The 21030-nt window shown below is 73.1% G+C and carries 17 protein-coding genes; 6 read left to right on the top strand and 11 right to left on the bottom strand.

Annotation, left to right across the window (positions count from 1 at the left end):
• Positions 1-61: 61 nt before the first annotated feature.
• From ACZ6AA_RS26015 to ACZ6AA_RS26005, 3 genes are all read left to right on the top strand, one after another.
• The gene (locus ACZ6AA_RS26015; RefSeq protein WP_471460260.1) at positions 62-1675 is read left to right on the top strand and encodes a glycoside hydrolase family 13 protein; all 1614 of its coding nucleotides are present in this window, start codon (positions 62-64) and stop codon (positions 1673-1675) included.
• Positions 1676-1723: 48 nt separating this feature from the next.
• Positions 1724-3946, top strand: coding sequence for a discoidin domain-containing protein (locus ACZ6AA_RS26010; protein ID WP_471460258.1), 2223 nt, complete (start codon positions 1724-1726; stop codon positions 3944-3946).
• 189 nt (positions 3947-4135) lie between these two features.
• A complete protein-coding gene (locus tag ACZ6AA_RS26005; protein ID WP_471460257.1) occupies positions 4136-4690 on the top strand; it encodes a hypothetical protein in 555 nt (184 codons plus the stop codon).
• On the opposite strand, the gene ACZ6AA_RS26000 is transcribed toward ACZ6AA_RS26005, so the two are convergent.
• Positions 4646-5947 carry an MFS transporter gene (locus tag ACZ6AA_RS26000; protein WP_471460256.1) on the bottom strand — a complete coding sequence of 434 codons (1302 nt, stop codon included), beginning with the start codon at positions 5945-5947 and terminating at the stop codon, positions 4646-4648. The two genes, ACZ6AA_RS26005 and ACZ6AA_RS26000, sit on opposite strands and share 45 nt — an antisense overlap.
• Positions 5948-5994: 47 nt before the next feature.
• Here ACZ6AA_RS26000 and pdxR point away from each other — a divergent pair, with 47 nt between their 5' ends.
• Positions 5995-7452, top strand: coding sequence for a MocR-like pyridoxine biosynthesis transcription factor PdxR (gene pdxR, locus ACZ6AA_RS25995; RefSeq protein WP_471460254.1), 1458 nt, complete (start codon positions 5995-5997; stop codon positions 7450-7452).
• A 72-nt stretch (positions 7453-7524) separates the two neighbouring features.
• Here pdxR and ACZ6AA_RS25990 read toward each other — a convergent pair whose 3' ends face one another.
• Positions 7525-8112, bottom strand: a complete 588-nt coding sequence (locus tag ACZ6AA_RS25990; protein ID WP_471460252.1) for a hypothetical protein — start codon at positions 8110-8112, stop codon at positions 7525-7527.
• 86 nt (positions 8113-8198) lie between these two features.
• On the bottom strand, positions 8199-9215 hold the full coding sequence (locus tag ACZ6AA_RS25985) for a helix-turn-helix domain-containing protein (protein WP_471460250.1): 1017 nt from the start codon (positions 9213-9215) through the stop codon (positions 8199-8201).
• A gap of 113 nt (positions 9216-9328) precedes the next feature.
• Here ACZ6AA_RS25985 and ACZ6AA_RS25980 point away from each other — a divergent pair, with 113 nt between their 5' ends.
• Positions 9329-10138: an NAD(P)H-dependent oxidoreductase gene (locus tag ACZ6AA_RS25980; protein WP_471460248.1), complete on the top strand. Its 810-nt coding sequence runs from the start codon at positions 9329-9331 to the stop codon at positions 10136-10138.
• On the opposite strand, the gene ACZ6AA_RS25975 is transcribed toward ACZ6AA_RS25980, so the two are convergent.
• Positions 10125-10946 (bottom strand): class I SAM-dependent methyltransferase, encoded by an 822-nt coding sequence (locus ACZ6AA_RS25975; protein ID WP_471460246.1) that lies wholly within the window; start codon positions 10944-10946, stop codon positions 10125-10127. The two genes, ACZ6AA_RS25980 and ACZ6AA_RS25975, sit on opposite strands and share 14 nt — an antisense overlap.
• A 76-nt stretch (positions 10947-11022) precedes the next feature.
• Here ACZ6AA_RS25975 and ACZ6AA_RS25970 point away from each other — a divergent pair, with 76 nt between their 5' ends.
• Positions 11023-11616: a TetR/AcrR family transcriptional regulator gene (locus tag ACZ6AA_RS25970; protein ID WP_471460245.1), complete on the top strand. Its 594-nt coding sequence runs from the start codon at positions 11023-11025 to the stop codon at positions 11614-11616.
• A 67-nt stretch (positions 11617-11683) separates the two neighbouring features.
• On the opposite strand, the gene ACZ6AA_RS25965 is transcribed toward ACZ6AA_RS25970, so the two are convergent.
• The 7 genes from ACZ6AA_RS25965 to ACZ6AA_RS25935 all read right to left on the bottom strand — a co-directional run bounded on the left by ACZ6AA_RS25965 (position 11684) and on the right by ACZ6AA_RS25935 (position 20684).
• Positions 11684-12976 (bottom strand): aspartate aminotransferase type Ic, encoded by a 1293-nt coding sequence (locus ACZ6AA_RS25965; protein ID WP_471460243.1) that lies wholly within the window; start codon positions 12974-12976, stop codon positions 11684-11686.
• A gap of 272 nt (positions 12977-13248) precedes the next feature.
• Positions 13249-14487 (bottom strand): serine hydrolase domain-containing protein, encoded by a 1239-nt coding sequence (locus ACZ6AA_RS25960; RefSeq protein WP_471460241.1) that lies wholly within the window; start codon positions 14485-14487, stop codon positions 13249-13251.
• Positions 14484-16043: an alpha/beta hydrolase gene (locus ACZ6AA_RS25955; RefSeq protein WP_468481901.1), complete on the bottom strand. Its 1560-nt coding sequence runs from the start codon at positions 16041-16043 to the stop codon at positions 14484-14486. Before ACZ6AA_RS25955 ends, ACZ6AA_RS25960 begins: the two co-directional genes overlap by 4 nt.
• 174 nt (positions 16044-16217) lie before the next feature.
• Positions 16218-17018, bottom strand: a complete 801-nt coding sequence (locus ACZ6AA_RS25950; RefSeq protein ID WP_471460239.1) for a GAF domain-containing protein — start codon at positions 17016-17018, stop codon at positions 16218-16220.
• A gap of 162 nt (positions 17019-17180) precedes the next feature.
• Entirely contained in the window at positions 17181-18413 is a 1233-nt protein-coding gene (locus tag ACZ6AA_RS25945; RefSeq protein WP_471460237.1) for a GDSL-type esterase/lipase family protein, read from the bottom strand.
• Positions 18414-18486: 73 nt separating this feature from the next.
• Positions 18487-19062, bottom strand: coding sequence for a TetR/AcrR family transcriptional regulator (locus ACZ6AA_RS25940; protein ID WP_468455340.1), 576 nt, complete (start codon positions 19060-19062; stop codon positions 18487-18489).
• A 167-nt stretch (positions 19063-19229) separates the two neighbouring features.
• Positions 19230-20684, bottom strand: coding sequence for a glyceraldehyde-3-phosphate dehydrogenase (locus tag ACZ6AA_RS25935; protein WP_468455338.1), 1455 nt, complete (start codon positions 20682-20684; stop codon positions 19230-19232).
• Between the last annotated feature and the right edge of the window lie 346 nt (positions 20685-21030).

Genomic DNA, 21030 nt, shown 5'->3' with positions numbered 1-21030 from the left:
CTCCTGTCCCGGCCCCGTCCGGACCGGCGGCGGGGTCCTCCTGCCCGAAAGGACCGTCACCGTGGCAGCCACGCGACCGACCACCCCCGACGCCGACTGGTGGCGTTCCGCCGTCATCTACCAGGTGTACGTACGCAGCTTCGCGGACGGCGACGGCGACGGCACCGGAGACCTGGCGGGGGTGCGCGCCAAGTTGCCGTACCTGGCCGAACTCGGCGTGGACGCGCTGTGGTTCAACCCCTGGTACCTCTCGCCGATGGTCGACGGCGGCTACGACGTGGCCGACTACCGCGTGATCGACCCGGCGTTCGGCACGGTCGCCGAGGCCGAGAAGCTGATCGCCGAGGCGCGGGCGCTCGGCCTGCGCACCATCGTCGACATCGTCCCCAACCACGTCTCCGACCAGCACGTCTGGTTCCGGGCGGCGCTCGCCGCGGGCCCCGGCAGCCCCGAGCGCGAGCTGTTCCACTTCCGCCCCGGCCGCGGCCCGCACGGTGAACTGCCGCCCAACGACTGGCCGTCGCAGTTCGCCGCGACCGCCTCCACCTGGACGCGGGTGGCGGACGGCGAGTGGTATCTGCACCTCTTCGCGCCCGAGCAGCCCGACCTCAACTGGGCGCATCCGGCGGTCCGTCGGGAGCACGAGGACGTGCTGCGGTTCTGGCTGGAGCGCGGGGTCGCGGGCGTACGCATCGACTCCGCGGCGCTGCCCGCCAAGGATCCCGCGCTGCCCGACTTCGTCGAGGGCCGGGACCCGCACCCCTTCCTCGACCGCGACGAGCTGCACGACATCTACCGCTCCTGGCGGGCCGTCGCCGACGAGTACGGTGCGGTCTTCGTGGGCGAGGTGTGGCTGCCGGACTCCGAGCGCTTCGCCCGCTATCTGCGCCCCGACGAGCTGCACACCGCGTTCAACCTGTCCTTCCTGAGCTGCCCCTGGGACGCGGCGCGGCTGCGCACGGCCATCACGGAGACCCTCGCCGAGCACGCCCCGGTCGGCGCGCCCGCGACCTGGGTGCTGTGCAACCACGACGTGACGCGCACGGTGACCCGCTACGGCCGCGCGGACACCGGCTTCGACTTCGCCACGAAGGCCTTCGGCACCCCGACCGACCTGGGCATCGGCACCCGCAGGGCGCGGGCCGCGGCGCTGCTCTCGCTCGCCCTGCCGGGTTCGGTGTACGTCTACCAGGGCGAGGAGCTGGGCCTGCCCGAGTGCGAGATCCCCCCGGCGCGGATCCAGGACCCGATGCACTTCCGGTCGGGCGGCGGCGATCCGGGCCGCGACGGGTGCCGGGTGCCGCTGCCGTGGGTGGCGGGCGCGCCGCACGCGGGCTTCGGGTCCGTGGCGGAGCCGTGGCTTCCGCAGCCCTCCGACTGGGCGGCGTACGCGGCCGACCGGCAGTCCGGCGACCCGGCGTCGATGCTCGCCCTGTACCGCGCGGCGCTGCGGATCCGACGGTCCTGGCCCGGCTTCGGGGACGGCCCGCTGACGTGGCTGCCCGCGCCCGACGGGGTCCTGTCCTTCGCGCGCGGCGACGGCCTGGTCTGCGTGGTCAACCTCGCCGCCGCGCCCTGCGCACCGCCCGCCCACACCAGCCTCCTGCTGGCCAGCGGCCCCCTGGACGACGAGGGGCGGCTCCCGCAGGACACGGCGGCCTGGCTGCGGGTCTGACCCGCGGCGGGGCCGCCGCCCCCCCACCCCCTCGGAGAGAGGTATGTCATGCGCACCTCACACTCAGTCCCAGGGCGCTCCCCTGCCCGAAGGGCCGTACCGCTCGGCGTGGCGCTCGGTCTCGCGGCGGGCCTGCTGACCACGCTCGCCCCGGCCGCCCAGGCGGCGGACGACTCCTCGCGCGCCCGTGCGGCCGCCGCGGGCGCCAGCGTCCCCTTCACGTCCGTCGAGGCAGAGAGCGCCACGTCTAACGGCACCGGGATCGGCCCCGACTACACCCAGGGCACGGTCGCCTCCGAGTCGTCGGGTCGGCAGGCCGTCCGCCTCGCGGCGGGCCAGCACGTCGAGTTCACCCTGCCCGGCGCGGCGAACGCGGTGAACGTCGCGTACAGCGTGCCCGACGGCCAGTCGGGGTCCCTCGCGGTGTACGTCAACGGCGTCAAGCTCGACAAGTCGCTCGCCGTGACGTCGAAGTACAGCTATGTCGACACGCCCTGGATCCAGGGGTCCAAGACCCACCACCTCCTGGACGACACACGGCTGCTGCTCGGCCGGAACGCGGGCGCGGGCGACAAGGTCCGCCTGGAGGCGACCGGCACCCAAGTGACCGTCGACGTCGCCGACTTCGAGCAGGTCGCCGCCGCGGGCAGCAAGCCCTCCGGGGCGGTGTCGGTGACCGACAAGGGCGCCGACCCCTCCGGGCAGGGCGACTCCACGCAGGCCTTCCGCGAGGCCGTCGCCGCCGCGAAGGGCGGCACGGTGTGGATTCCGCCGGGCGAGTTCAGGCTCACCCAGTCCCTCGGCAACGTCGACAATGTGCGGATCAGGGGCGCGGGCGCCTGGCACTCCGTCGTCCGCAGCTCCCGCTTCATCGACCAGTCGAGCGCCCCGACCGGCAAGGTCGGCCTGCACGACTTCGCGGTGATCGGTGAGGTCACCGAGCGCGTCGACAGCAACCCGGACAACTTCGTGAACGGCTCCCTCGGCCCGGACTCGGCCGTGTCCGGGATGTGGTTGCAGCATCTCAAGGTCGGCATGTGGCTGATGGGCAACAACGACAATCTGATCGTGGAGAAGAACCGCTTCCTCGACATGACCGCCGACGGCCTCAACCTCAACGGCACCGCACGCGGGGTGCAGGTGCGTGACAACTTCCTGCGCAACACCGGGGACGACGCGCTCGCCATGTGGTCGCTCAACACCACCAACAGCGACTCGGCGTTCATCGGCAACACCGTCTCGCAGCCCAACCTCGCCAACGGCATCGCGATCTACGGGGGCCGGAACATCACCGTCAAGGACAACCTGGTCCTCGACACCAACGCCCTCGGCAGCGGCATAGCCATCTCCAACCAGAAGTTCCTCGACCCGTTCTTCCCGCTCGCCGGGACCATCACGGTGTCCGGCAACAGCCTGGTGCGCACGGGTGCAATGAACCCCAACTGGCAGCACCCGATGGGCGCGCTGCGCGTCGACGCGTACGACAGCGCCATCGAGGCGACGGTCGACATCACCGACACGACGATCACGGACAGTCCGTGGAGCGCCTACGAGTTCGTCTCCGGCGGCGGCACCGGCAAGGCCGTGCGGAACGTGACCGTCGACAGGTCGACCGTGTCCAAGGTCGGCACGGTCGTCGTGCAGGCGGAGACGCCGGGCGCGGTGCGGATGAGTGGCGTCAAGGCCACGGCAGTGGGTGCCGCGGGCGTCTACAACTGCCCCTACCCGTCCGGCTCGGGCAGCTTCACGCTCACCGACGGCGGCGGCAACTCCGGCTGGGACAGCGTCTGGGACGACTGCTCGACCTGGCCGCGGCCCGGCGGCGGCAACCCCGACCCCGACCCGAAGCGCAACCTCGCCAAGTCCCGCCCGGCCACGGCGACCGGCTCCACCGACGTCTACACCCCCGGCAAGGCGGTCGACGGGGACGCGGCGACGTACTGGGAGTCCACGAACCACGCCTTCCCGCAGGCGATCACGGTCGACCTCGGCAAGGCGGAGCCGGTCCGCAGGCTCGTCCTGAAGCTGCCGCCGCCCGCCGCCTGGGAGGCGCGGACCCAGACCCTGTCGGTCCAGGGCAGCGCCGACGGCTCCGGCTACAGCACCCTGGTCGCCTCGAAGGCGTACCGCTTCGATCCGGCGACCGGCAACACGGTCACGATCGACGTCCCGGCGTCGGCACCGAACGTCCGGCAGCTGCGGCTGCACGTCACCGCCAACACGGGGTGGCCGGCGGCGCAGTTCGGTGAGGTGGAGGCGTACTTGAGCTGACACCCGTCGGTCCGGGCTTGAGCCGATGTCCGAGGTCCGGGCTTGAGCCGACGCCCGGGGGTCCGGGCCCACCGTGGGCCCGGGCCCGCTCGATCGCCTCTGGGCGGGCCGGGCCCAGGGCGGCTCCTGCCCCTCACAGATGTCATGATCCACAGATCGGCTCAAGCGGAACAAGTGGAGCGAGTACTGATGAGCGGCAACGACCATGCGACCGGGGCTGGGCCCCGTGCGCTGCTGATCACGGGCACTGTCGGTGTCGGCAAGACCTCGGTCGCCGACCTGGCGGGCGATCTGCTCGCCGACGCGGGAGTGCCGCACGCGGTCATGGACCTGGACCGCCTCTGCCAGTCGTGGCCCGCCCCCGACGACGACCCGTTCAACTTTCGCCTGCTGCTGCGCAACCTGCACGCCCTGACCGCCCAGTACCTCGACGCCGGTACGCAGCGATTCGTCCTGGCCGGGGTCGCCGAGAGCGCGGCCGACCGCGACGCCTACCGGGCCGCACTCGGCATGCCGCTCCAGGTCTGCCGCCTGTTCGCGGACCTTCCCGCCGTGCACACCCGGCTCCGGCGCCGCCACGAGGCCGACCACGACTCCGCGTCCCTGCCCTGGCACCTGGAACGGGCCGGACAGCTCCATCAGATCCTCGACGAGGCCGCCGTCGCGGACTTCGCCGTCGACACCACCGAGGTACCGCCGTCAGCCGTCGCCGCCCGTGTCCTCAAGACCGTCGGGTGGACCTGACCTCCGTGTCAGCCGCCCTTGTGGCTTCTCCCCCTTGAGCCCTGCCGGGAGCCGGAGTCGTGGCGAGAGTTCGCCCGCGGCCCAGACGACCAGAGCCGTCAGGGCGAACGCGGCCGCGACGGCCGTGACCGCGTGCCACCCGGCACGCTGGTAGGCGGCCGTTCCCGTGGCGGCACCCGCTACCCCGCCCAGGGTGTAGCAGGTCATGTAGGCCGAGGCGACGCGCGCGCGGGCGCCGTCGACGAGGGCGTAGACCACGCTCAGGTTCAGCACGTGCGTTCCGTGTACGGCGACGTCCATGGCCAGCACCCCGAGCACGAGCCAGGTCATGCTGCGCTCACCGGCGGCGACGGCCGCGAACGAGGTGGTGCCGAGGACCAGCAGGGCCCCGGTGAGACCCCGCTGCCGCCCCCGGTCGGCGAGCCGACCGGCCCTTCGCGCCACGCACAGTCCCCCGGCGCCGAGCAGCGCGAACAGACCGATCTCCGCCTCGCTGTAGTGGTACGGCGGACCGGCGAGCAAGAACGCCACGGTCGCCCAGAACGCCCCGAAGCTCGCGAAGACGCAGGCGCCGATCAACGAGCGCCGCCGCAGGACGGGTTCGCCCGCCACCAGCCTGACCGTCGCCCGCAGCTGCGCCGTGTACCCGAGGGACGTCTCCGGCGGCGCGGGCGGCAGAGCACGGGCGAGGACCACCGCCAGGAGCAGCGTGAGCAGGGCCGCCAGCACGAACAGGCCTCGCCAGCCGACGGCCTCGGCGGCCAGACCGGCCACGGTCCGCGACAGCAGCACCCCTGTCATGCCTCCGCTCAACACCGTCGCGATCACCCGGCCGAGGTCGTGGCCGGAGGCGAGCGTGGCGGCGTAGGGCACCAGGACGTTCACCACGCCCGCACTCGTGAGTCCGATCACCGCGCCCGCGGCGAGCAGCACCCCCAGGGACGGCGCCACGGCGGTGGCCGCCAGCGCGACGGTGTCGCCGAGGAGCAGGGCGCAGACCAGCGGGCGCCTGCGGACGATGTCGCCGAGGGGGACCACGGTCACCAGGGCGAGGAGATAGCCGAGCTGTCCTGCCGTGACCAGCTGCCCCGCCGCCGAACCCGCCCCGACGGAGTCCGCCATGCGCGGCAGCAGGGGCTGGCAGTAGTAGAGGTTGGCGATGGTCAGGCCGTAGGCGACGGCGAGCAGCCAGGTCAGCTGCGGCGGGGGTCGCCGCGTGCCGGGATGGCGCCGCTCGGCGATCTTTCGGAGGGGCATGATCAGGACACTAGATTCCTATTGGGCCATTGCTAAGGTCCAATCCCATGACGGAATCCTGGCCCACTGTCGGTGTCGATCTGCATCTGGAGCTCGATCCCGCGCTCGGCCGCCAGTCCGGCCTGGAGCATGCCCTGCGGGCGGCCATCCGCTCAGGGCGGCTCGCGCCCCGGGTCCAGCTGCCCGCCACCCGCAAGCTCGCCGCCGACCTCGGCCTCTCCCGGGGCACCGTCAGGGCGGCCTACGACCAGCTCGTGGCCGAGGGGTACCTCACCGCCCGGCAGGGCTTCGGCACGGTGGTGGCCCAGTTGCCCCGGCCGACGGCCGAAGCGCCCGGCCCGCCGCCCGCCCACTCGGCCCGCGAACCCCGGCACGACCTGCGGCCGGGGCGACCGGACGTGTCCGCCTTCCCGGTGACCGCCTGGCTGCGCGCCACCCGCCGGGCGCTGTCCGCCGCCCCGGCGCACGTCTACTCCTACGGTGACCCGCGCGGCGGGATCGAATTGCGCACCGCCGTCGCCGCATACCTGGGACGCACCCGCGGTGTGCTCGCCCACCCCGACCACATCGTGATCACGAACGGGTACGTCCAAGCACTCGCCTTGATCACCCGCGTGCTCGGCGGCGGCGGGTCGGCCACCGTCGCGATGGAGGATCCGGGTACGGCCTTCCACCGGGAGGTGGTCCGCCACGCCGGGGCGGCGGTCCTCGCCCTCCCCGTGGACGGCCACGGTGCGCGCACCGATCTGCTGCCCGGGCTCCCGGGCGTCGAAGCGGTGGAGGTCACCCCCGCCCACCAGTACCCCACCGGGCACACCCTGCCTCCGGCACGCCGACGCGCGCTGGTGGACTGGGCGCGGTCGAGCGGCGGCCTCGTGATCGAGAACGACTACGACGGCGAGTTCCGCTACGACCGCCACCCCGTCGGAGCGATCCAGGGCACGGCGCCCGAACACGTCGCCTACGTAGGGACGGTCTCCAAGACCCTCGGCCCCGCTCTGCGGCTGGGCTGGATCGTGCCGCCCCGCCGCCTGCTGGATCCGCTCGTCGAAGCGAAGCGGTACGACGACCATCACACGGAGGCCATCGGCCAGTTGGCACTCGCGGACCTCATCACCAGCCACGCCTACGACCGGCACATCCGCACCTGCCGACTGCGCTACCAACGCCGCCGCGACCAGCTCCTGGCCCAACTGCGCGCCCTGCCCGGCCCGTCCGCCTCCCGCCCCGCCGTCCACGGCATCGCCGCCGGACTCCACGTCCTGCTGAGCCTGCCGGACCAGGGCCCCACCGAGGACGAGTTCCTGGCCCTCGCTGCGGCCCGGGCGACGGCGGTGGGACACCTGGGCGGACGCTGGCACGCTCCCGGTGACCACCCGCAGGGAATCATCGTCGGCTACGGCACACCGAGCGAACACGCCTATCCGGCCGCGCTCGACGCCCTCACCGAGATTCTGCACACCGCGTACGCGCCCCGGCGCCCAGGATCCGCCGGACGCTCCTGAGGGACCGCGAGGGCGGCACACGGGGCTGTCGCTGCTCCCTGCGCGAGAAGGAGCGGCTCCGCCTCGTACCGCTCAGTCCGACAGCTCCCGCACGATCCCGGTCCGCGCGTCCTTGGGTCCGACCACCACGAACGTGGCGTGCCGCGCCCTGGACCGCACCACGGACATCGCCCCTCGGGCGCCGGACACGTCGTCGGCGCCCGGGACGTCGTACCTGACGACCATGGCGCGCTCGCCGCACGACAACTGGGCTCTGGCCGAGCGGCGTTCGTAGCCGGACAGGGACGACTGGGCGTAGGGCCCGCCAGGAAGGCTGTCGGTCCCCGCGTCGCCGCCGTCCTTCGGCCACGCGGTCTTCAGGCTGAAGTGCCCCGCCTCGGGGGCGTCGACGACCAGAGCGCAGGCCTGGGCGTCCACGTAGGCGACGAGGCGGTCTCCCCCGAGCCGCACCTCCGCGACGGGGCGCGTCCCCGCCGCGGGGTCAACGTCACCCAGCTCGCCGAGGGGGTCGCCGCTCACCGGGATCTCCGGCAGCTTCCGCAGGGACACGGGCTGCGGCTGAGCCGCCCGGCTCCCGTCGTCGCCGTCCGCCGTGCAGGCCACGGCGGTCAGTGACAGGGCGAGGGCTGCGGTCGCGGCCGTACGGAAAGATCGAATCACCGGCGCGACCCTACCCTTGCCCAGCTCTGACCTGTGCATTCACCGGCCCGCCAGTGCCTGACGGCACGTCACCGCCCGCCCCGGGACTACCGCGGGGCGCCGCGTTCCGCCACGTCCCTCGCCAGCCCGGCCAGGGCCGCCGCCTCCTCGCTGCCCTCGTCCGCGCTGAACACATGCACCACGAGACCCGTCTCGCCGGGCTCGGCCGGTACGTGCAGGGTTTCGAAGTCCAGGGTGAGGAGCCCGGCCCGTGGGTGACGGAGTCGTTTGCGGCCCGCCGTGCACATCACGACCTCGCCCGTGCCCCAGATGCGGCGGAAGTCGGCGCTCCGCTCGGACAGTTCGGAGATCAGCGCGGCGAGTTCCGTGTCGTCGGGGTAGCGCCCGGCGGCGACCCGGAGCTGGCCCACGGCCTCGGCCGCGCGGTCCTCCCACTCGGGGTGCACGGTCCGGGACGCGGGGTCGAGGAAGAGGAACCGGGCGTTGTTCGGGTCCCGGCGCTCCGGGTCGCCGAGGCCGCCGACGAGTTCGGCGCCGAGGGCGTTGAAGGCCACCACGTCGAGGCGGTGGTTCGTGGCGAACACCGGGAAGTGGGTGAGGGAGTCGAGGACCCGCTGGAGCAGCGGGCTGACCTTGGCCTTCGGCGCGGGCCCGCGCCGGGCACCGGCCAGGGTGTCGAGGTGCTTGCGCTCCGCCGTGTCGAGGCCGAGCGCTCCGGCGAGCGCGTCGAGGACCTCGGACGAGGGCTGGGTGGCCCGGCCCTGTTCCAGGCGTACGTAGTAGTCGACGCTGATCCCTGCGAGCTGGGCCAACTCCTCGCGGCGCAGCCCGCGGACCCGTCGGCGGCGGCCGCCGGAGATCCCGACGTGCTCGGGCGCGACGCGCCCCCGGCGGGCCCGCAGGAAGCCGCCGAGTGCCCGCTCGGAGTCACCGACCCCGTCGATACGGCCGTTCCGGTCGGTCCTGTCCGGGCCGCCGCGCCCCTCTCCCACAGCGCTCACGGCGCCCACGGAGTCCGTGGCCTTCACAGCACCCACGCCGACCCCCGCTTCGCCACCGTCGACCTCCGCACCACCGCGGACGCGTTCCCCCACCCTGTTCATGCGATCAAGTATGCGCGTCGCGCCCCAAGGTGGTCCTCCCAGTACCAGGACAGCGAATCCGCTGGATGAACAGGGTTCTGGCTGCCCCGCCGCGCCCGAGGGACCGTAGCCTCATGAACGCGACCACGCCGCCCACTCCGTCCGCACCGTCTTCGCCGCAGAACATCCTCATCGTCAGCGCCCACCCGGAGGGCGACTCGCTCAACGCCGCCCTCACCGACTTCGCGGTCGGCCATCTCCGCGCGGCGGGACACGAGGTGCGGGTCTCCGACCTGTACGCGATGAAGTGGAAGGCGACCGTCGACGCCGACGACTTCCCCGACGTCAACGCGGACGAGCGGCTGCACGTGATGGCGGCCTCCGAGGACGCCACGCTCGCGGGACGGCTCTCGGCGGACATCGCCGCCGAGCAGGAGAAGGTGCGCTGGGCGGATGCCGTCATCCTGCAGTTCCCGATGTGGTGGTTCAGCCCCCCGGCCATCCTCAAGGGCTGGATCGACCGGGTGTTCACCGCCGGGTTCGGCTACGGCCCGAAGGTGCCGCCGCCCTACAGCGAGGGCCCGCTCGCGGGACGGCGCGCGCTGGTGTCGGTGACGGCGGGCGCGCGGGAGACGTCCTTCTCCGACCGGGGCATCCACGGCCGCCTCTCGGACGTGCTCTACCCGCTGCAGCACGGGCTGTTCTGGTTCACCGGCATGGCGCCCGTCGAGCCGTTCGCGGTGTACGGCGCCAACAACCTGCCCGCGGAGCGGTTCGAGGCGGCCAAGCAGGAGTACGCGCGCCGCCTGGACGGCCTGTTCACGGACGCGCCGGTGCCGTTCCGCACGCTGGTGGGCGGCGACTACGACCACGACATGCGGCTGCTCCCGGGGGTGGAGGCGCCGGGGACCGGAGGCCTGGACCTCCACGTCAGGACGAGTTGAACCGGGCGGTGACCGCCACCGTCGCGTACCCCATCGTGAAACCGCCCCCGAACTTGTCGATCACGGCGCCGATGCCGGAGAGCAGTTCCGCCAGCACGGCCGGGGGCAGTCGGCCCGCGCCGCCGTGCGTGGGGAGTTGGTCGAGCCACTGCTCGCGCGTGTAATCCCGCTCCCAGTCGAGGCGCCACTGTTCCGGGGCGTCGAACCCGGCCGCCTGCCGCATCCCGTCGGCCGCCTTCGCGGACAGCGGGTCGTACGCGTCGAGCGGGGCGGTCGCCCAGGGGTTGAGCGGCGCGTCGGGCAGCACCCGCCGGTGTACGTCGGCGAAGGCCTCGCGGATGTCCGGGGCGAGCACGAACACGTTCCAGAACACGGCGAGCCGACCGCCCGGGCGCAGCACCCGCGCCGCGCCCGCCGCCCCCGCGACCGCGTCCACCCAGTGCCAGGCCTGGGCGGAGACCACCGCGTCGAAGGTCCGCCCGGCCGCGTCCCAGGTCTCGAAGGCCGCCACCTCGGTCTCGACGCCGGACGCCCGCGCCGCGTCGGCCATCCGCGCGTCGACGTCCACGCCGAGCACCCGGCAGCCCGCCGCCTGGAACTGCCGGGCGGCGATGCCGGTGCCGACGCCCACATCGAGGACGTCGGATCCTGGGCTCGCGGCGACCACGCGGTCCACCAGCGCCCGGGGGTAGTCGGGCCTGGCCCGGTCGTAGCGCCCTGCGTCCGCGCCGAACGACTCGGCCAGTCCGCGGTCCTGATGGGGCTCGCCGCCGGGGTGGGCGGCACCTGACGACGGTAGAGTGGGCATGCGCCCACTTTGAATGGGCGTACGCCCACTCGTCAAGGGACGGCGAGCGGGACCAGGGTGCGATCAAGGAGGAACGTTGCCGACCGGGGTGGCCCTGCGCGACGCGCGCGAACAGCTCTTCGACGCCGCCGAGCGCATCCTGCTCCGGGACGGCCCGAGCGCGCTGACCAGCCGGGCGGTGACCACGGAGGCGGGCTGCGCCAAGGGCGTCCTGCACCGGCACTTCGCCGACTTCGACGCGTTCCTCGCCGAGCTCGTCCTCGACCGCGTCGCCCGGGTCGACGCGCGCGCCGCCGCCCTGCGCGCGGCCGCCGGGACCGGCACCGTCGCCGACCACCTCGCCGACGCCCTGACGGACCTGTTCGACTCCGTCGCCGTGGCGATCGTCGGCCTCGTCACGTCCCGGGACGAACTCCGCGCCCGGCTGCGCCGAACCCTGCCGACCGGTGTCCCGCTCCTGACCCAGGCGGCAGTGATGATCGCCGCCTACCTCGCCGCCGAGCGGGACCTGGGCCGCGTCGCGGCGGACGCCGACATCGACGCGCTCGCCCCGACCCTGATCGGCGCGGCACACCTGCTGTTCGCCGACCGCACGGGCACCCCGCCGGAGACGACGGCCGTGCACAGGGTCGTGGCGACGGTCATGGCGGGGGTGATCGTGGCGCCGTAGCAGAGGGCTCGGCCACGCGGTTCATCACTTCAGTCCCGGCCGCCCGCTCCTTCCGGTACGGGAGCGCTCACGCGGCGGCGTCGGCGACCAGCTTCTCGTACCCGACGAGGCGTACGCAGGTCGCGACCCCGCGAATGATCTGCTCGACCTCCGCCAGGTCCGGGTAGCTGGGGCTGATGCGGATGACGCTGTCGTTCGGGTCCTGCCCGTACGGGTGCGTGGCGCCCGCGGGCGTCAGGGCGATGCCCGCGTCCTTGGCGCGGCGCACCACTTCGCGGGCGCAGCCGTCGGGGACGTTCAGGACGATGAAGTAGCCGCCCTTGGGCGTGGACCAGGTGGCGAGGCCGGTGCCGCCGAGCTCTTCGGCGAAGCCGCGCAGCACGGCGTCGAACTCGGGGCGCAGCAGCGCGCGGTGCTCGCGCATGTGGGCGCGCACGCCGTCGGCGTCCCGCAGGAACAGCGCGTGGCGGAGCTGGTTGATCTTGTCGGGGCCGATGGAGCGCTTGGCGTTGCGGCCGCGCAGCCAGGCGACGTTGGCCGGGGACGAGCCGACGAAGGCCACGCCGGCGCCGGCCAGGGTGATCTTCGAGGTGGAGCCGAAGACGAACGCCCGGTCCGGGTGACCGGCCTCGGCGCAGGCGGCGAGGACGTCGGCGACCTCGGGCTCCTCGTCGGTGAGGTGGTGCACCGCGTAGGCGTTGTCCCAGAAGATCCGGAAGTCCGGTGCGGCGGTGGGCATCGAGGCGAGCCCGCGGACGACCTCGTCGCTGTAGCAGGTGCCGTCGGGGTTGCTGTACTTGGGCACGCACCAGATGCCCTTGATCGCGGGGTCGGCGGCCACGAGGCGCTCCACCTCGGCGAGGTCGGGGCCCGCGGCGGTCATCGGGACGGGGATCATGTCGATGCCGTAGCGCTCGCACAGCGCGAAGTGCCGGTCGTAGCCGGGGACCGGGCACAGGAACGCGATCCGCTCCTCGTCGGCCCAGCGCCGCGACGCGCCGGGCAGGGCGCCGAGGAGGGCGTGCACGATGCAGTCGTGCATCAGCTCCAGGCTGGAGTTGCCGACGGCGAGGAGCTGGTCGACCGGCGTCTGGAGGAAGCCGCTGAAGATCTCGCGCAGTTCGCGCAGTCCGTCGGGGCTGCCGTAGTTGCGGCAGTCGGTCCCGTCGGCCGCGGTGTACCGGTCGCCGGGCAGGCTCAGGAGGTCCGCGGCGAGGTCGAGCTGCCGGGGCGAGGGCTTGCCGCGCGTCAGATCGAGGGCGAGCCCCTGGCCGAGCAGGTCGGCGTAGTCGCGCCGGGCCTCCTCCAGGCGTACGGCCGGGGGGACGGAGTCGGCGGGCACCTGCGCGGTCGTGGTCATGCGGACTTCCTCAGGGACTGGCGTACGGCATCGGGAGCATCAGGGGCACCGGCGGGCCGCCGGGGGCGACGGGGCGGCGGAGGAAACCGTTCTCCGCGGGCGGCGCCACCCGGGCGCCGCCCCTCGTCGGTCCCATGATGGCCCTTGTCCGGCGGAGGTGGACTCCTGTCCCAAGGACCGGACGGCTGTTCCAAGAACCGGACGGCTTCCAGGGACCGGACGGCCCGGGCCACTCGCGCCCCGGGCGGACCTGGCGTCCCGGACCACCGTCGTCACCGCCGCAGTGCGCGGTCCACCAGCCGGAGCGCGGCCCGGGCCTGCGCGTCCCCTCGTTCGTCGGTCCGCAGGGTGAAGGCGGCGACGGTCGCGGCACGGCTGCCGTCCGCGGTGACGCCGCTCTCGGAGACGATCCCGAGGTGGGTGCCGCCGTGGAACCAGACGCCCTCGTCCCGGCGCCGCGCGGACCCGGCGCCACCAGAGCCGCTCCCACCCGGCCGCCAGGCGATGCCCAGGCCGTAGCGCACGCCGTCGGCCTGGATCCAGTCGGGGGCCGCCACGGTCTGCTTCATCGCTGCCAGTTGGGCGCGGTGCAGGAGTCGGCCGCCGAGCAGTGCGCGCAGGAACACGGCGAGGTCGTGGGTGGTGCTGATGATGCCGCCGTCCGCGCCGCCGCCGGTGGCGAGGGAGGTGTCGGTCAGCCGGGTGCCGCCGGGGAACTGGGTGTAGGCGGTCGCGGTCGGCTGCGGTACGTACGCCGATGTGCCGGGGACGAGGGTGTGCCTGAGGCCGAGCGGGGCGATGACGCGTTCGTGGATCTCCTGGGCCCAGGGGTGGCCTGTGACCTTCTCGACGACGAGGCCGAGGAGGACGTAGTTGGTGTTGGAGTAGCTCCAGCGCTGTTCGCGCGCCGGGTCGGCGGCGTCCGGCAGCCACAGCGGCGGGCGGCTCACGGCGGCGGCCACCTGCTCGCGGGCCGAGGTGACCCGGAAGCGTCCCTTGAGGTAGCCCTCGGGCGTGAAGTCGTCCGCGCCGCCCGCCACGGCGACGTAGTCGTTGAGGCCGCTGGTCTGGCGGAGCAGGTTGGTGAGGGTGATCCTGCGGCCGTCGTTGCCGTGGCCGTCGACGAGGCCGGGCAGCCAGCGGTCGACGGTGTCGTCCAGGTCGAGGCGGCCCTCACCGGCCAGTTGAAGGACGACGGCGGCGGTGAACGGCTTGGTGTCGCTGCCGATGCGGTAGTACGCGTCCCAGGGCACCGGCCGCTCCCCCGTCAGGTCGGCCGCACCGGCCCGTGCGGTGAGGCGGCCGCGCGGGCCCTGCACCTCGGCGAGCACCCCGGTGGTCCCGGTCGCGCGGATCGCGTCGACGTCGGCCTGGAGGGCGTCGCGGCCCTGGGGTGAGGCGGGGCGCTCGGCGGCACGGCCGGTGCCGGTGCCCGCGATGACGGCGGTGGCGGCGGACACGACGGCGACCATGCCGCCGCGCCTGCTGAACACCGGCCCGCGGGCGCTCATCGGGTCGCTCCCCCGGGTGCGCAGGTGAGGTCGCGGGCGGGCAGCTTCCCGTCGCGGAGGTAGTCGTTGACGGCGTCGTCGGCGCACGGGACGGGCCGGTGGCCCTCGGTGCCGCGCCCGTACACGCCGTGCGAGCGGATGTCGGCCGTCACCAGGCGTGATCCCTTGAGCTTGCGGTGCAGGGCGAGAGCGCCTTCGTAGGGGACGTTGTTGTCGCGGGTCGCCTGCAGCATGAGGACGGGCACCTTGTTGTGGATGGTGGTGCCCGGCTCGCGCGGCGGGGACTTCCAGAACGCGCACGGCGCGATCATGCCGTTGACGACGGGGCCGAACACCGGCTGCGTGGCCCGGCTGCTCACGGTGTTGCGCCAGTACGTCTCGGGGTCCTTCGGCCAGCCCCCGGCGGGCCAGCCGCCGTCACCGCACATGAACAGCGCGCCGCCCACCATGCTGTCGCCCAGGTCCGGCGAGTTCAGCAGGTCCAGCAGGGCGGCCAGCTCGGGGCCTGGCTCGGTGAGCTTCCCGGCGGCGGCGTCGACGAGGTCGCGCACCACGGAGGCCAGCGCGGGGTCGCTCTCCTGGTGCTGCACGAGCTGGCGCAGCAGCAGCCGCATGACCGGGGCGTTCATCCGCTGCCCCGCGACCTCCACGGGTCGGCGCTCGGCCCCGTCGAGCAGCTTCTGCACACTCGCCCGCACCTGGGCGGCCGTGCGGCCGAGCCCGTACCGGTCGTGCTGCCGGGCGGCCCAGGCGGCCCACTCGTCGAGCCCTTCCTCCAGTGGGCCGCCCGCGCGCTGGAACAGCTCGTACTGGGTGGCGGCGGGGTCGGTGGAGGAGTCGATGATCACGCGGTCGGCGCGGCGGGGGAACATCTGCGTGAAGACGGCGCCGAGGTCCGCGCCGTAGGAGACGCCGTAGTACGAGAGTCGGCGCTCGCCGAGGGCGGCGCGGATCGCGTCCATGTCCCGGGCGACGTTCCGCGTCGAGGCGTGCGGCAGCAACGCGGCGTTGTCCCCGTGCTCCTGGCAGCGCCGGGCCGTGTCCCGCGCGGAGTCGACGGACGCGTCGAAGTCGGCGCGGGGCGTGGTGACGGGGCCGGGCGGGCGCGGGGGTCCGGCCGGGGCGCAGCGCACCGGGCTGCTCTCGCCGAGGAACCTCGGGTCGAACCCGATCAGGTCGTACTGGTCGGCTACGTCCTTCAACGCCGGGCGGAGCGCGAGGGTGTTGGCGAGGCCGGGGCCGCCGGGGCCGCCGGGGTTGGACAGGAGGATGCCGCGGCGCGCGTTCGGGGACGCGGCCTTGATCCGGGAGATCGCGATCTGGATGGTCCGCCCGCGGGGGTCGGCGTAGTCCAGGGGCACCGTCACCTTGGCGCACCGCGCCCCCGCCTCGTTCAGCTCGGTCTGCGCCGCTGGGCAGGGGCCCCAGGCCAGGTGCTGGCGCTGCGGGGCCGCGTCGCGGCCGACCGACTGCTGCGGGGTGGCGGCGGCGGGCACGGCGGCTGTGAGTAGTCCGGCAAGACCCAGGCCGAGGCCGACCGTTGACGGGACGCGCATGGTGCTCCTCGTGTCGAACGCGACTTTCTGTCGGTCACGACGCTAGGAGCCCCCGCCCGCCGGGACCATGCGGCTTCCCGGCTCACGGATCGTCGGGTGGGCGGTATTGACAGCGGGCGAACCGTGGTTCGGCCGGGGCGGTCGCACCGGTGCCGCGGCGTGCGGTGGCCGCTGTCAGCAGAGGAGGTGGGCGGCGCTGGCGAGTCCTTCCAGGGCCCGGCGCTGCTCGTCCGTCCACTCCGTCGCCTGCTCGTGGTGGGTGGACACCACGCCGATCAGCGTGCCGTCCCCGGAGGTGATCGGCACCGAGGCACACGCGCCGACACCGGCCTCCCGCAGTACGTCCAGCGCCGGGGTGCCGTCGAAGACCGGGGACACGGTCACCTCCTCGACGAGGACGGGTTTGCGGTCCTGCGCGGCCACGCCGCACGCGGTCTCCCGGTCGGCCACCGTCTCGAAGAAGGTCAGGAACGGGTGGTGGAAACCCCGTTGGGCCACGATCCGCAGCACACCGTCCGCCGGGTCGTGCACCTGGGCGTTGCCCATCGGCGCCCCGGTGATCTCGAAAGCCGCCGACAGCGCGGCCGACACCACGGAGAGCCGCAGGGCCTGCTCGCTCGGCGACAGCGGCGCCGTCGCCAGTTCCTGGGCGATCCGCAGGCCCTCCACGTCGCCGCAGCTCCGCAGGGGGCGCAGCACCGAGCTGTGGGCCCGCTCCACCGCCAGGCTGCCACCCGCGGCGGCGGCCCGCAGCCGGGCGTCGAGGAGCAGTTCCACACCGGCGGTGCCGCAGAACGTCACCCGGCTCAGATCCAGGAGTGTGCGGCCCACGGGCCGCTCCACGGCGCGGTGCAGTTCGCGGGCCAGCACCGGCACGGAGGCGATGTCCAGCTCACCGGCCACGCGGATGGTGACCCGGCCGTCCACCTTGGCGACGCCGACCGATACGGACCGCGACGGCTCGGACCACTCCACGCCCCACCCCGCCCCTGAACGCAAGCACCAGGCCCGGCCACTGTGATCCGCACACCTGGCCTCTACCCGCCCACGCTAGCGCCGGGGCCGCCCGCGCCCCGAGCACTTCACGAGGGCGGTCCACCATGGCATCGATTCGGACAGGAACGGACAGATCCGACCTCAATCGCTCGCCCCGAAGGGGCCGTTGGCCGCGAAGGCGCGTTCCGCGAAGCGTTCGCCGATGCGGCGGTGCGTCGCTGCGTCCGGGTGCAGTTCGTCGGGCAGCGGCAGTTCGGCGAAGTCGGCCTCTCCGTAGAGGTCGCGGCCGTCGAGGTAGTACAGGTGCGGGTCGTCGGCCGCGCGCTGCTCCACGATCCGGGCCAGCTCGTCCCGGATGACACCCAGGGTCAGCTTCCCGCTCGCACGTTCCGCCGGATCGCCCATCGCCACGAAGCGCAGCCGCCCTTCGCCCATGGCGCCGAAGTCGGGGGCGCTGGGCCCCGGGGTGTCCTCGTGGATGGGGCACAGGATGGGCGAGACCACGAGGAGCGGGGTGGTGGGGTGGCCCTCGCGGACGGTGTCGAGGAAGCCGTGGACGGCCGGGCCGAAGGCGCGGAGCCGCATCAGGTCGGCGTTGACCACGTTGATGCCGGTCTTGACGCTGATCAGGTCGGCAGGGGTGTCACGCAGGGCGCGGGCGGTGAACGGGTCCAGCAGCGCGCTGCCGCCGAAGCCGAGGTTGATCAGGTCCACGCCGCCGAGGGAGGCGGCGAGGGCGGGCCAGGTCGTGCTGGGGCTCGCGGCGTCGGAGCCGTGGCTGATCGAACTGCCGTGGTGCAGCCAGACCTTGCGGCCCCGGTCCGGCACGGGCTCGACGGGGGCGTCGGTGCGCAGCGCGACAAGCTCGGTGGTCTCGTTGTGCGGCAGCCAGATCTCGATGTCCTTCAGCCGCTCCGGCAGCCCGGTGAAGCGGAGCGTGCCGACGGAGCCCGGCCGGTGCTCGGCGCTCCCCGCCGCCATGTCGATGGTCAGGGTGTTGCCGCCGACCGCGCCGGCCTGCTGGGTCAGACGGCCGTCGATCAGCAGGTCGTACATGCCGTCCGGGCGGGGCGGCGCGCCGACGTAGACGCGCTTGGTGGGCAGCGTGTCCAGTTCGACGGCGGTGGCGCGGGTGCGCAGGACGAGGCGGACGCCGGAGGGCTGGGACTCGGCCATGGCGAGCTGTCCGTCGGTGTTCTGGGCGCGGGCCCGCTCGGGCAGCCGGTGCGGAAGGACGCCGTGCGCGGTGCGCTCCAGGTCGAGGGCGCCGTGGAGGAGGTCCGCGGTGATGGGCGTGGATACGGGAGTGGATATGGGGGTGGACACGGACGCGGCGAGGGGCGCGTCGGCGGGCGAGGGGTGCGGGGTGGTCATGTCTTCTCAGCCTGTTGATCGAGTTTCGGGTGGGGCAGCGGGAGGGGGCGCCCCTGGAGAGCACCCGGAGCGCTCAGGGCGCGGGCTCCGGCCAGTTCCGCAGCAGCGCGTCGAGGGCGTCCACGATCCGGGACCAGGACTCCTCGGTGCCGGGGGCGCTGTGGCTGAAGGCTCCGGCGGCCTCCAGGCTGACGTAGCCGTGGAAGACGCTGCCGAGGAGGCGGACGGCGTGCGTCTGGTCCGGCTCCGTCAGGTCGTAGCCCCGCAGGATCGCTCGCATCATCTGGGCGTGCCTGGCTCCGGCGCTAGCCGCGGCCGCCTCCGGGTCGAGCCGGAAGCGGGCCGCGGTGTAGCGGCCGGGGTGCTCCTGTGCGTAGTCGCGGTAGACGTCGGCGAAGGCGGTCAGGGCGTCCTTGCCCGCCCGTCCGGCCAGGGCGCCGGCGCCACGGTCGGCCAGTTCCTCCAGGGCGAGCAGGGCGATCCTGGTCTTCAGGTCGTGGGAGTTCTTCAGGTGCGAGTACAGGCTCGCGACCTTCACGTCGAACCGCCGGGCGACCGCCGAGACGGTCACCTGCTCGAAGCCGACCTCGTCGGCCAGCTCGGCCCCGGCCCGCGTCAGCCGTTCCACGGTCAGTCCTGCGCGCACCATAATTCTCTCCCCTTTCAACAGAACCGATTATGCACATACCTAAAGCCTTTAGGCAAACGCCAAAGAGCCACCACCTCCGAACGACCCCACAGAAAAGTCCCGGGCGGAGGGACGGCTCACGCCTTCCCTCCGCCCGGGACTCCGGACGATCACATGTTCCCGCGGGCTCAGACCGCCACGGCCGGGTACGTCGGGTACTCCACCCCGGAGACGTACTGCACGACCCGGATCACCTGGCACGAGTAGCCGAACTCGTTGTCGTACCAGAGGTAGAGGATCGCGTTGTCGCCGTCGACCTTGGTGGCACCGGCGTCGACGATCGACGCGTGGCGCGAGCCGATGAAGTCGTTCGAGACCGCGTCGGGGGCGCTGGTGAAGTCGATCTGGCGGCGCAGCGGGGAGGTCAGCGAGACGTCGCGGAGGTGGTCCAGGACCTCCTCGCGGGTGGCCTCGCGGCCGAGCCGCAGGCTGAGGATGGCGATCGAGACGTCCGGCACCGGGACCCGGATCGAGCTGCCGGTGATCGGCGCCTTGAGGTCGGGCAGCGCCTTGGCGACGGCGGAGGCGGCACCGGTCTCGGTGATGACCATGTTGAGCGGCGCGGAGCGGCCGCGGCGGTCCGCCTTGTGGTAGTTGTCCAGGAGGTTCTGGTCGTTGGTGAACGAGTGGATGGTCTCCACGTGGCCGCGCAGGACGCCGTACTCGTCCGCCATCGCCTTCAGCGGCGGGACGATCGCGTTGGTGGTGCAGGACGCGCAGGACAGGATCCGCTCGTCCGGCTTGATCATGTCGTGGTTGACGCCGTGCACGATGTTGGGCACGTCGCCCTTGCCGGGGGCGGTCAGGACGACCTTGTCGATGCCGGGGCGCAGATGCTGGGAGAGGCCCTCGCGGTCGCGCCACTTGCCGGTGTTGTCGATGAGGATGGCATCCTTGATGCCGTACGCCGTGTAGTCGACCTCCGACGGGTCGCCCGCGTAGATCACCTTGATCTCGTTGCCGTTGGCGATGATCGTGCTGTTCGCCTCGTCGACGGTGATCGTGCCCTGGAACTGGCCGTGGATGGAGTCGCGGCGCAGCAGCGAGGCGCGCTTGACGAGGTCGTCCCCGGGCCGTCCGCCACCCGGCCGGACGACGATGGCGCGCAGCCGCAGGCCGTTGCCGGAGCCGGCCTTCTCGATGAGCAGCCGGGCGACGAGGCGGCCGATGCGGCCGAAGCCGTACAGGACGACGTCGCGGCCCTCGCGGCACTCGATCTTGTTGGCGCCGGTGGCACCCGCGACGGCCTCGGCGGTGAACTCCGCCACCGTCAGACCGCGGTCGTCGGCCCGGTACGTCGCGGCCAGCATGCCGATGTCGATCTGCGAAGGGCCGAGGTCGAGCGCGGTGAGGGCCTGCAGGAACGGCAGCGTCTCGGTGACCGAGAGCTCCTCACCGGCGATCTGCCGGGCGAATCGGTGGGTCTTCAGGATGCTGACCACCGACTTGTTCACCAAGGAGCGGCTGTGCAGCAGGACGGTCACGTCCCGCTCGCGGTGCAGCTTCCCGATGATCGGGATCATCGACTCCGCGATCTCCTCGCGGTTCTTCCAATTGGTGAACGAGTCGTCATTGACAGTCACAGGAGTATCTTTCGAGCTAGGCGGCGCTCATATGCTAACCCGACGCAAGTTCGATCTTCCATCGGGTGCCGCCGACGCCCGCCCGGGTGCCGCCGACGCCCGCCCGGCCCCGGGCGGAGCCCCGCCCCGGAACCCCGCGGAACCCGTCCATGACGACACCCGCCCACGACGACACTTTGCTCCGCAGCTCACACGGTTCACGGTGGCGAACTCGCGCGCCCCTTTAGTACGTTCATGTGGCTCGCCGCCCCTCTAAGACGTCATCTCATTTGGATCGGTAGTTTGTCGGTCGTGGTTTCGATCGTTGAGCGGCTGGTGCCGGATGAGTTGTGGGAGTTGTTCCAGC

Source organism: Streptomyces sp. NPDC040610, from assembly GCF_055594065.1.
Note: the sequence above shows the minus strand (reverse complement) of the source record. Positions and strands in the feature narration are given on the sequence as shown.